At 71.9% G+C, this 9,968-nt stretch carries 13 protein-coding genes; 7 read left to right on the top strand and 6 right to left on the bottom strand.

The window, feature by feature from the left end; genetic code table 11:
• Positions 1-75 precede the first annotated feature (75 nt).
• From J3R08_RS13640 to J3R08_RS13615, 6 genes are all read left to right on the top strand, one after another.
• Positions 76-399 (top strand): YrhB family protein, encoded by a 324-nt coding sequence (locus J3R08_RS13640; protein ID WP_209961454.1) that lies wholly within the window; start codon positions 76-78, stop codon positions 397-399.
• Positions 400-463: 64 nt separating this feature from the next.
• Positions 464-841 carry a hypothetical protein gene (locus J3R08_RS13635; protein ID WP_064446315.1) on the top strand — a complete coding sequence of 126 codons (378 nt, stop codon included), beginning with the start codon at positions 464-466 and terminating at the stop codon, positions 839-841.
• Positions 838-1,332, top strand: coding sequence for a type VII secretion system-associated protein (locus J3R08_RS13630; RefSeq protein WP_209961452.1), 495 nt, complete (start codon positions 838-840; stop codon positions 1,330-1,332). Before J3R08_RS13635 ends, J3R08_RS13630 begins: the two co-directional genes overlap by 4 nt.
• Entirely contained in the window at positions 1,329-2,252 is a 924-nt protein-coding gene (locus tag J3R08_RS13625) for a hypothetical protein (protein ID WP_209961449.1), read from the top strand. Before J3R08_RS13630 ends, J3R08_RS13625 begins: the two co-directional genes overlap by 4 nt.
• Positions 2,253-2,374: 122 nt before the next feature.
• Complete coding sequence (locus tag J3R08_RS13620) at positions 2,375-3,307, top strand: hypothetical protein (RefSeq protein ID WP_209961447.1); 933 nt, start codon at positions 2,375-2,377, stop codon at positions 3,305-3,307.
• Positions 3,304-4,206 (top strand): GlcNAc-transferase family protein, encoded by a 903-nt coding sequence (locus J3R08_RS13615; protein ID WP_064446318.1) that lies wholly within the window; start codon positions 3,304-3,306, stop codon positions 4,204-4,206. The genes J3R08_RS13620 and J3R08_RS13615 overlap by 4 nt, the downstream gene beginning before the upstream one ends.
• A gap of 16 nt (positions 4,207-4,222) precedes the next feature.
• On the opposite strand, the gene J3R08_RS13610 is transcribed toward J3R08_RS13615, so the two are convergent.
• The 3 genes from J3R08_RS13610 to J3R08_RS13600 all read right to left on the bottom strand — a co-directional run bounded on the left by J3R08_RS13610 (position 4,223) and on the right by J3R08_RS13600 (position 5,771).
• Complete coding sequence (locus J3R08_RS13610; RefSeq protein ID WP_209961445.1) at positions 4,223-4,639, bottom strand: hypothetical protein; 417 nt, start codon at positions 4,637-4,639, stop codon at positions 4,223-4,225.
• A 74-nt stretch (positions 4,640-4,713) separates the two neighbouring features.
• The gene (locus J3R08_RS13605; protein ID WP_209961443.1) at positions 4,714-5,178 is read right to left on the bottom strand and encodes a hypothetical protein; all 465 of its coding nucleotides are present in this window, start codon (positions 5,176-5,178) and stop codon (positions 4,714-4,716) included.
• A gap of 77 nt (positions 5,179-5,255) precedes the next feature.
• The gene (locus J3R08_RS13600; RefSeq protein WP_064446321.1) at positions 5,256-5,771 is read right to left on the bottom strand and encodes a hypothetical protein; all 516 of its coding nucleotides are present in this window, start codon (positions 5,769-5,771) and stop codon (positions 5,256-5,258) included.
• 856 nt (positions 5,772-6,627) lie between these two features.
• Between J3R08_RS13600 and J3R08_RS13595 the strand changes: the two genes are divergently transcribed.
• Positions 6,628-6,942: a hypothetical protein gene (locus J3R08_RS13595; RefSeq protein WP_064446322.1), complete on the top strand. Its 315-nt coding sequence runs from the start codon at positions 6,628-6,630 to the stop codon at positions 6,940-6,942.
• Between the two features lie 77 nt (positions 6,943-7,019).
• Here J3R08_RS13595 and J3R08_RS13590 read toward each other — a convergent pair whose 3' ends face one another.
• From J3R08_RS13590 to J3R08_RS13580, 3 genes are all read right to left on the bottom strand, one after another.
• The gene (locus J3R08_RS13590) at positions 7,020-7,775 is read right to left on the bottom strand and encodes an SDR family oxidoreductase (RefSeq protein WP_069090089.1); all 756 of its coding nucleotides are present in this window, start codon (positions 7,773-7,775) and stop codon (positions 7,020-7,022) included.
• A gap of 136 nt (positions 7,776-7,911) precedes the next feature.
• The gene (locus J3R08_RS13585; RefSeq protein WP_209961442.1) at positions 7,912-8,946 is read right to left on the bottom strand and encodes an MBL fold metallo-hydrolase; all 1,035 of its coding nucleotides are present in this window, start codon (positions 8,944-8,946) and stop codon (positions 7,912-7,914) included.
• A 57-nt stretch (positions 8,947-9,003) separates the two neighbouring features.
• The gene (locus tag J3R08_RS13580; RefSeq protein WP_209961440.1) at positions 9,004-9,963 is read right to left on the bottom strand and encodes an electron transfer flavoprotein subunit alpha/FixB family protein; all 960 of its coding nucleotides are present in this window, start codon (positions 9,961-9,963) and stop codon (positions 9,004-9,006) included.
• Positions 9,964-9,968 lie beyond the last annotated feature (5 nt).

Below are 9,968 nucleotides of genomic sequence, written 5' to 3'. Positions count from 1 at the left end.
ACCGCCCGCCCCGGCCGTCACCGCGGCCGGGGCGGGCACCCTGCCCGACCACCATCGACAGACAAGGACAACCTGATGGACGCCGACGACGCCCGCACCCGGGCGCAGGACGCGCTGCGCCGGCTGGAGAACCCGGCGCAGCCGCTGACGCTGCTCGCCCCGGACGCCCCGGCCGAGTACGCCTGGTGCTGGGTGTACCCGTTCAACACGGTCCGGGCCACCGAGACCGGCAGCATCATGGACACGCTCGCGGTGGGCCCGCTCGTCGTGCCGAAGAACGGCGCCGAGCCCTGGGTGGCCCCGTCCGGCCCGCCGCTGGAGCGGTGGCTCAACGAGTACGCCGAACGGGAGGGCCTGCCCCCGGTGCCGGTTCCGGCCGCGCCGGACCCGTTCGCCTGAGCCCGGACGGTCCGCCGCGACCGGCACGACTGTCGCGGCGGACCGCCCGCCACCTGGAGGAACAATGACGGACCGGCCTTCCCCGCCCGGACCACCGCTGGCCGATCTGCTGCACCGGATGATGCGCGGCGACGAACCGGTGGAGCGGATCGGGTCGGCGCTGCGCGACGCCCGGCTCGACCTCGCGATGAACGGCGACGGCCGGCCGCTGGTCGTGCGCTCCTTCGACGACATGCCCTGCGTGGTGGTGGCCACCTCGGCGGCCACGCGCGCGGACACGTTCGCCCCGCTGTGGCGCCCGGTCGAGCTGGCCGAGCTCGCCGAACTGCTGCCCGACGGCATCGACCTGCTCGTCGACCCGGACGGTCCCGAGCCGGTACGGCTGGCCGCCGCGATCGTCTGGCACGCCCTGCTGCCCGCCGACGAGGAGGCCGCCGGGTGAGCGACGCCGAGTTCCTTCTGCTGCTCGATCCGGAGTGGACCGACGGCGAGGACGACGAGCCGCCGTTCGAGGCGGTCGTCGGGATGTGGCCGGTCGGCCCGGACGGCGAGGTCGGCCGGTTCCGGAGCAACCCGGAGTACCGTCCCCGCTTCCCGGACTCCCCCACCGACCCGGCCGACGCCCTGCTGCGCCTGACCGCGGCCGGCGAGGCCGAGCCGGCGGACCTGCTCGCGGTCCTGCGGGACGCCACGTTCCACCTGGCGACGAACGGCGACGGGCGGCCACTCGTCGTGCCCGATCCCGAGGACGGGAGCTGCGTGGTGGTCACCACGAGCGCGGCACACCGGGAGCGGGTGCCGGCGCCCGGCTGGCGGCTGCTCGACCTGACGGAACTGGCCACCGCGGCCGGCGCGTACGACGCGCTGGTCAACCCGGGCGGCCCGGCGCCGGCCCGCCTGTCCGCCGCCTTCCTGCGCGAGGCGGCGCCGTGAGCGCCGGGACGCTGCACCTGCTCCTGCTGCGCGCCGCGGGCCGCATCCCGGACGACGACCTCGTCGCACTGCGCGCGCTGCTCGCCGACGGCGACCGCGGCGCCTGCGCGGCCCGGCTGCTCGGCGCGTTCCCGCAGTCCGCGGCGGAGATCACGGCGCTGGCCGCGCTGCTGCCACCGGACACACCGTTGCCGCCGGACCCGGCGGCCGACGAGGACGTGGACACCGAGCCGCGCACCCCGTTCGTCCCGTTCCCGCCGGCCGACCTGCCGCTGTACGCGACCGCCGCGCCGCTCGTCGTGGACGAGACTGCGGGCGGAAACGTGGACGACCTCGACCGGGCCCTGCTCGACGTGCTGGACCCGGCGCACACCGCCGGGGTGTGGCGCTGCTGGCGGATCACCGCCGGGCCGGGCGACACGGCGAGCGCCGTGCGCGTCTACCTGGTCGAGGCGACACTGCCCGACGACGAGCTGCCCGACGTCGCCGACCGGGGACAGCGGGCGCTCGCCGCCGCCGGTCACGCCGGGCCGGTCGAGGTCTACCGGCCCGGCCTGCCGCTGCCCGCGTACCAGTGGGCGGCCCGGTCCCGGTCGGCGCTGATCTGGGCCCCGCGGCCACCCGGCGAGGTCCGGGTGGCCGCCGACGGAGACGGGCAGCTCCCACTGGACGACGACGAGATCGCGCCGTTCGTCACCTACCTGCGGTCCGCCCCCGCGCTGACCGCACGCCTGCGCACCGACGGCGCGTGGATCTGGCCGGCCGACCTGGCCGACCGGGTGCTCGACGAGGGCGCGCTGGCCGACGAGGGCCTGCGCCGGCACCTGCGGCTGCGCCGGGCCGAGCCGGGGCCGCCGGCCGACGCGGTCGCCGTGCACCGGGCGCTCGCCGCCCTGGTACGCGCCGGCTGGCCGCGCTGATGCACGAACGGCTTCGGTCGGGGTGTCCTTAGGGCACGACCGTCCGGCCGGACCGGCGCCCACGGCACCCGGCGTGGTCGAATGCGCCGAGCGCCGCCGACGAGGACGCGAGGAGGCCGGGAATGACGGAGCAGGAGCAGCTGCACATCGCGCTGCTGCGCCTCGGCGGGCAGGTCCCCGACGCGATGCTGGCCGAGGCGCGGCTGCGGCTCGCCGACACCGGCACGGTGGCCCTGCCCGAGCCGCCCGGGGCCCTCGACCTGGCGTTCACGTTCGCCTCGGCCGTACCCGATCCGCGTGTCTTCGGTGGACGGGTGCCGCCGCTGGCGGACCTCACCGGCCGCGAGGGCCTGATGGACGACACCGACCGGGTCGCCGTCGCGGCGGTCCGGCGGCAGCCCGACGCCGTGGCGCTGTGGCGCGCGTGGCGGATCGCCCCGGAGTGGGCGGCCTCGGTGATCCCGCCCGCGCCGGTGTACGTGCTGGAGGCGAACGGGCCGCAGGCGGTGACGGCGGCGAACGTGATGCGGGCGCTCGCCGGGGCCGGGCTCACCGCGCCGCTGGTCGAGGTGTACCGCTCCGGTGACAAGCTTCCGCCGTACGCCGCGGCGGCCCGCGCATCCGGCGCGCTGCTCTGGGCCGACCGGGACGCCGAGCCACTGCGGATCGCCCGGGTCCACGACGAGGTGGACGACGACGGGGCCCGCTTCGCGCCCGACCGGGAGCGGCTGTCGGGCCCGGAACTGGCCCGGGTGGCCGCGTACCTCGACGCGGGCACCCCGGTGCTGGCCACCACCGCGCGGGGACCGGACGTGGTCCGGCCCGAACGCGGCCGGGTCGTGCCGATGACCTACCGCACGGACGGCCGCTGGCTGTGGCCCGAGTCGGTCGCCTACTACCTGCAGGCGTACGGGCTGGCGCCGGAACCGGACCTGCTGGCCCACATCCGCTCGCGCGGGGATCTGCTGCCGGTCACCGATCCCGCCGACGAGCACCGCGCGCTGGCCCTGCTGTTCCAGTCGTACGCCCTCGTGCCGGCGGCGCCGGACGCATGACGATCTTCGTGGCGATCGCGTCGTACCGGGACCGGGAACTGGTGCCGACGGTGCTGGACTGCCTGGCGAAGGCGGCGCGCCCACAGGACGTCCGCGTCGCGGTCTGCTGGCAGCACCTCGGCGACGAGGACATCTCCGCCATCCGGGACCTGCCCGGCGTGGACGTCCAGGAGTACGACGCCCGCGACAGCCGGGGCGCCTGCTGGGCACGCGACCAGACGTTCCAGCGGTACCGCGGTGAGGACTGGCTGTTGCAGGTCGACAGCCACACCCGGTTCGCGCCGGACTGGGACACGCGGCTGATCCGGATGGCGCGGGAGACCGGCGCGGCGAAGCCGGTCCTGACCGCGTACCCGGCGAGTTACGAGCCCGAGCGGGAGTTCACCGGCGACGGCGTGCCGGCCGAGATCGTCGTCACCGACTGGACGGCGTTCGGCATACCGGTCTTCGGTCAGCGTCCCATCGAGGGGGCGGCGCCCGGCGTACCACCCAAACCGGCGCTGTTCCTGGCCGCCGGTTTCCTCTTCGCGCCCGGCTCGTTCGCCGTCGAGGTGCCGTACGACCCGGGCATCTACTTCCACGGTGAGGAGATCACCCTGGCGTTGCGCGCCTACACGTGGGGCTACGACCTGTTCCATCCCACCGAGGTGCTGGCGTGGCACTACTACATCCGCCAGGACAAGCCGCGGCACTGGAGCGACCACGTCGAGTCCGACTGGGCCCGCTACGAGGAGCTGAGCCGCCGGCGGGTGCTCTACATGCTGCACACGCCGCCGGTCGACCGGCTCGGCATCGGCCCGGTACGCACGCTGCGGCAGTTCGTGGAACACACCGGCTGCAACTTCACCCGGCGCACCTGGACCGACATGCTGGCCCAGGAACTCGTGCTGCTCTTCTGACATTCCTGTCGGCCGGCTACCGGGCGAGCCTGTTCCGCTCGTAGTGGCCTCTGAAGTCGAAGAAGCGCAGCCCGTCCACAGTCGCGTCGGCCGCGATCTGCTCCGCCGTCCAGACATGGTCGGAGTAGTCGTCCATCGCGACGCCGCCCCGACCGAGCAGCGTCAACGTCAGGCGACGGACCTCCACCGTCCCGTCGACCCGGCCCGAGGCGTCGACCTGCACCGCCCACCTGGGCCGGTCACCGCGGGCGCGGCTCAGGGCCCGCACCGCCGCCGGCTCCCAGTCCGCGTACAGGTGCTCGTCCTCGCCGGTCAGATCCGGGTACAGGCATCCGTCCACCAGCCACGGATGTCTCTGATCCGGCGACAGCCGGTCGAGCAGGGCGACGACGGCGGCCTGCGCCATGGCCGGGAAGACGAAGACGGTACGCACGCCACGAGCGTCGCACGCCGCAGCCGATCCGACAGCGCCCCGCCACTGCGACCTGCCGACGTGCAGGCAGGCGTTCAGCCGTTGCTAGGACTGGAGATCCCGCGCCTCGCGAAGGACTCGGCGACCTCGTCGAAGGCCGCGACGGCCAGCTCCGGCCGCGCGGCGGCCTCGGCCAACGGCAGCTCCACCTGAGGGTCGTAGCCGGACAGACCGGTGACCGCCTCGACGACCGCGCCGAGCCGGTGCACCGCCGCGACGACGGCCCGGGCGTCACCGCCCCGGTACCAGTACGGCACGGTGACACTGACCTCGTCCGCGTAGTAGCTGACCTGGACGCCGGTCGGCTCGTGCGTCAGCTCGTAGTTGTCGGCCCCCTCGAACACGGAGACCTCACCGAGCACCTGCCGCGCCGCCGCCACGATCCGGTTCCACGCCTCGGCGCGCGGACGCTCGTCGCTGTCGGCCTCCGCCGCCGCCTCCAGGGCGTCCTCCCAGGACTGGTCGTCGCCTCGGGGTACGAAGATCAGGTCATAGCTCATGACGAAGGACCGTACATCCAGGCGCTTTGATGCGCCGGTCGACTCCGCCTACTGGTGATCAGGATGACCTGGACGAGTCAGCACATCGTCCAGTCCTCGACGGTCAAGACCAACTCCTCAGCGCGAGTGGTCGAGATGCGATGTCGTTTGGCGATATCCGCCAGCACCGCTCCCTCGCTGACCTCGACATTGTCCTGTGTTGCTTGGTTGAACTCCCCGCTGAGCCCGTATGCCTGCGCGGACGGGACTCGACACTTGTCCGGCTGGCTCAGCTTGTCGCGGACGATGGCCTGGTGGAGCTGGTAGCCCTGCCAAGAGGCGGCGTCCCCTTTGGCGGCGTCCGCCCAACGCCCCTCAGGCGCCCATTCGAACGCCGCGTAACTGGGCGACACCTCACGTCGGTCGTATGTGATCACGATCGACAGCGCCTGCCATCCCTGCCCTCTGTGGTTCTCCACGATACGTGTCGCGACGTCGATGACCTGCTGAACGCTGACGGGGTAGACGTGCAGTTCCACCCGCAGGGCTAGACGGCGAGCGCCGGAGCCGGAACTGACGTCTCGGCGCTCGAAGATGTCGTAGGCAGGCAGCACTTGCCTTGTACTCGCTGGGCGACTCGCCCCTACCGGTGGCGTGGAAGGCGGCGTGGCCGACGGGGTAGGCAGAGCGGTGGTGCGAACCGGCTCGGGCGTGCGCGTACTCGGTGCTGGCGTTCGCTCGATGGTAGGGGAGGCTGGGGCAGGTTGCGAAGGTGACGCCCCGCCGAGGAGAAGGCCGACAGCGGAGAGAGCACCTCCGCCGATGCAGCAAAGGAAGAGACCACCGACAACTGCCACCGACAGGACGATCCCTACCCTCATGCCCTTCCCGGGAGCCCTGGCCGCATACTGCGCCGGGGGTCGCCCTGAAGGCGTCGCCACGTCGGTTCCAAGCGGATTAACGAACGGATCCGGCGGATCGGGCGTCTGCTGCACGGCAACTCCAATGGGAGGGCGTACAAACGATTGTCGACACCGCCGCGGTCCCTTACGTTCCACCGAACAGTGGAACTACGAACTGGCTGAACGTTCACGGCTGCGAAGTGACACCCGAGCGTAGGGTCCCGCAGCTACCGGAACGCCTTGCGCTCAGAATAGCCGCCAGCACCTGGAACGAACGACGTCCAGGAAGCGGTCGCCAGCGGCAACGAATCGAAAACGCCACGTCCAAAGGGATGCGTCTCACGTGATGCTTGGCGAGCCTCCGGCTCGCTCTGCCGATGCGAGTGCCTCCTCGGTCTGTCGCACGACAGCGGCATCGGGTATCGGCATCTGGGCCGGACTACGGCGCAGAAGCGGAGCGGCGATGTCCTCGGCAGGTCACGGGCGACGCCGATCTGCCCGTACGGCCGCCCACGGCGACCCGTTCGAAGGGTCGATCACGATATATGCGGGTGCCACGCTGGCGGGCATGCCGAGCGAGCAACGGGAACAGTGGGTCCGGATGGCACGTGCCGCACTGATCATCGCCGCGATGCGACGGTCGCTGCTGACCTACGGCGAACTGGGCCAGGCGATCGGCATGGCCGGCGTGGATCTCCGCAACCAGATGCGCCACGTTCTGGCCCGGGTGGCCGAGGAGTGCACCGCCGCCGGAGAGCCTTCCCTACCTGCGCTGGTCGTCAATGCCACCACTGGTCAGCCAGGCTCCGGCTGGATCGACGGCGCGGTCCGCTGGCACGCGGAGGTGCAGAAGCTGTTCCGGCACTGGAACTCACCGCGCTGAGCCGGTCCCACTTCTGTTGGCGCACCGGCCCTCCGCGCCCACGTGAACGCACCCTCAGTCCCACGTAGCGCGCCGGTTCACTGACCGTTACTCGTCCGTGTTCGCCACTCGTCCAGGCGCGTACCGGCGATGCGGGCGCCGTCGGCGGGAATCAGCGAGCGTTCGGCCACCGCGGCACCGAAATAGCGGGCGCCGGGATCACCCACCACCGAACGAGTATCCCGCTGAGCGTCGAGGACGGATCGTCCCAGTTCGTCGAGGCGGAACTGCTCCGGGCCGCCGACCTCGACCACGGCGTACGTCGGCGCGCCGACCACGACCTCGGCCACTGCGGCGGCGACGTCGTCCGCTGCCATCGGCTGGATGAGCACCGGCGCGAGGTGCACGGTGTCGCCGTCCGTGGCGGCGTCGACGATGCCCTGGAGGAACTCGAAGAACTGGGTGGCGTGCACCAGCGAGTACGGGAGCCCGGACGCCGCGATGAGCTTCCCCTGGGCGACCTTCGCCCGCATGTATCCGCTGTCCGGAAGCCGTTCGGAACCTACTACGGACAGCGCCACGTAGTGACCCACCCCGGCGTCCGCGGCGGCGGCGAGAAGGTTGCGCGTGGACGTCTCGAAGAACTCCAACGCGGCGCTGCCCGCCAGCGACGGCGAGTTCGACACGTCGACGACGGCGCCGGCGCCGGTCAGCGCCTCCGCCACTCCTTCGCCGGTCAGCGTGTTCACGCCGGTCTTCGGCGACGCCGCCACCGCTTCCTGGCCCTGGGCATCGAGGATCTTCACGAGCTTGGAGCCGATGAGCCCACTGCCACCGATGACGACGACCTTCATGATCGAGCCCCTCCCTGGTCGGCACTGGCTGATTGGCGCTGCCACCAGTAGGACGGAAACCCTGCGCGGACGCAGGAAATTCGCCGAGAACAGCTCGACGGAGATCGTCCGGCTTCGACCGGAAGAGCCCGTCTGGTCACGCCGGGGCGTAGCGGCGCACTCCGTCGACGTCGGCAGCCTTCAGCCGCCCCTGCGCCACCAGCAGGTCGAGGTGGGCGGCCGTCTCGGTGACGGCAAGCATCTGGTTGAACAGGTCCAGGTCGGCGAAGGCACGCTCCCGCCTGGTCCAGGTCAGTTGACCCGCCGCCTCGTAAGCCGTCGTCGCGTCACGCACGACCTCGCACGCCTGGTCGAGTCGCTTCGCGTGATGGTGCAGGAGTTCGTCGACGCGCGCGTGGACACTCGGGCCGACCGGGCCGTGCGCCGGCAGCATCCGCTGGTCGGGCAGAGACCGGACCAGCCGCAACGAATCCAGGTAGTCCCCGAGTGGCAGCGCCGCGGCCGCCGCCTCGAAGCCGATGGACGGTGTGATGTGCGGAAGGACGTGGTCGCCGGTGAACATCAGCTCCGCGTCGCGATCGAGGAAGACGACGTGCCCACGGGTGTGTCCAGGGGTCGCCACCACCCGCAGGGTCCTGGTCGGCAGGACGACGTCGGTCCCCCCGGCCAACCAGTCGTCCGGCGCCGCCCAGTCCGTCGGATCATGCCGCGCCGACTCGGCCCGCGCGCGCAGCGCTTCGACGATCTCGCCCGCACCGCATCGCATCAGCGCCTGCCAGTGTTCGGACATCGGCCGGTGGCCCGGAGTCGACAGCTCGCGGATAGAGGGTTCCTCACCCTCGCCGAGGCTCACCGTGGTGCCGAACTCGCGCCGTACGGCCACCGCCATCGCGTAGTGGTCGCGGTGCACGTGCGTCACGAGGAACCGACGTACGTCCGCAAGGCCCGCGCCCAGTGCAGCCAGGGCCGCATCCAGTGTCTGTCGGGCCGCCGTGATGGCCCAGCCCGAGTCGACCAGCACGAGGCCGTCGTCACCGGCCAGGGCGTACACGTTCACCGATCGCAGACCGTCCTGCGGTAGCGGCAGCGGAATGCGGTACACACCGGCGGCCACCTCGAACACGCCCGGACGCGTCCAGTCCGACGTCACGTCATCGGGCTCGACCCGCATCGCTGCTGCCCCCACCATTCGCCGTCCTCCATCCAGAGCATGACCGACACGACTGTGTCACTTGCGCTTGCGGATCTCCTCGGCGGCCTGGGGGACGACCTTGAACAGGTCGCCGACCACGCCGTAGTCGGCGAGTTCGAAGATCGGCGCTTCGGCGTCCTTGTTGACCGCGACGATGGTCTTCGAGGTCTGCATGCCGGCCCGGTGCTGGATCGCCCCGGAGATACCCAGCGCGACATACAGCTGCGGAGAGACCGTCTTGCCGGTCTGGCCGACCTGGAACTGGTGCGGGTAGTAGCCGGAGTCGACCGCCGCGCGGGACGCGCCGACCGCGCCGCCGAGCAGGTCGGCCATCTCCTCGACCAGCTTGAAGTTGTCCGCGTTACCGACACCCCGCCCGCCGGACACGACGACCGACGCCTCGGTCAGCTCGGGGCGGGAGCCCTTCTGCTCGGCGACCCGCTCGACGACCTTGGCGAGCTTGTCGGTGTCGGTGACCGACACGGTGAGCTGCTCGACCGCCGGGGTGGCGGCGGCCGGGACCGGGTTCAGCGAGTTCGGGCGGACGGTGACCAGCGGCAGGCCCTTGGTGACCTTGGACTTGACGATGGTGGAGCCGGCGAACGCCACCTGGGTGGCGGTGCCGTCCGCGGCCAGGCCGACCACGTCGGTCAGGATGCCGTTGTCCAGCTTCACCGCCAGCCGCGCGGCGATCTCCTTGCCCTCCTGCGACGACGCCAGCAGCACCGCCGCCGGCTGCACCCGCGCGACGAGGTCGGCGACCACAGTCGCCTTGGGGGCCACCAGGTAGCCGTCGATCTCCTCACCCTCGGCCGCGTAGATCTTCTCCGCCCCGTACTCACCCAGCTTGCCGCTCAACGCCTGCGCGGCACCAGGACCACCGAGCACGACGGCGCTCGGGGTGCCCAGCTCGCGGGCGAGGGTGAGCATCTCCAGGGTGACCTTCTTGACGCCGAACTCCCGGGTGGCTTCGACGACGACGAGAACCTCAGACATGTCAG

The organism is Micromonospora sp. HB375, assembly GCF_017872985.1.
Lineage (GTDB): Bacteria > Actinomycetota > Actinomycetes > Mycobacteriales > Micromonosporaceae > Micromonospora > Micromonospora chalcea.
This window is presented reverse-complemented; position numbering and strand designations above follow the sequence as displayed.

Coding starts and splice junctions, on each gene's coding strand:
- J3R08_RS13615 (WP_064446318.1), top strand. CDS start 3,304: ATGACGATCTTCGTGGCGATCGCGTCGTACCGGGACCGGGAACTGGTG.
- J3R08_RS13590 (WP_069090089.1), bottom strand. CDS start 7,775: ATGAAGGTCGTCGTCATCGGTGGCAGTGGGCTCATCGGCTCCAAGCTC.
- J3R08_RS13620 (WP_209961447.1), top strand. CDS start 2,375: ATGACGGAGCAGGAGCAGCTGCACATCGCGCTGCTGCGCCTCGGCGGG.
- J3R08_RS13595 (WP_064446322.1), top strand. CDS start 6,628: ATGCCGAGCGAGCAACGGGAACAGTGGGTCCGGATGGCACGTGCCGCA.
- J3R08_RS13635 (WP_064446315.1), top strand. CDS start 464: ATGACGGACCGGCCTTCCCCGCCCGGACCACCGCTGGCCGATCTGCTG.
- J3R08_RS13640 (WP_209961454.1), top strand. CDS start 76: ATGGACGCCGACGACGCCCGCACCCGGGCGCAGGACGCGCTGCGCCGG.
- J3R08_RS13580 (WP_209961440.1), bottom strand. CDS start 9,963: ATGTCTGAGGTTCTCGTCGTCGTCGAAGCCACCCGGGAGTTCGGCGTC.
- J3R08_RS13585 (WP_209961442.1), bottom strand. CDS start 8,946: ATGCGGGTCGAGCCCGATGACGTGACGTCGGACTGGACGCGTCCGGGC.
- J3R08_RS13605 (WP_209961443.1), bottom strand. CDS start 5,178: ATGAGCTATGACCTGATCTTCGTACCCCGAGGCGACGACCAGTCCTGG.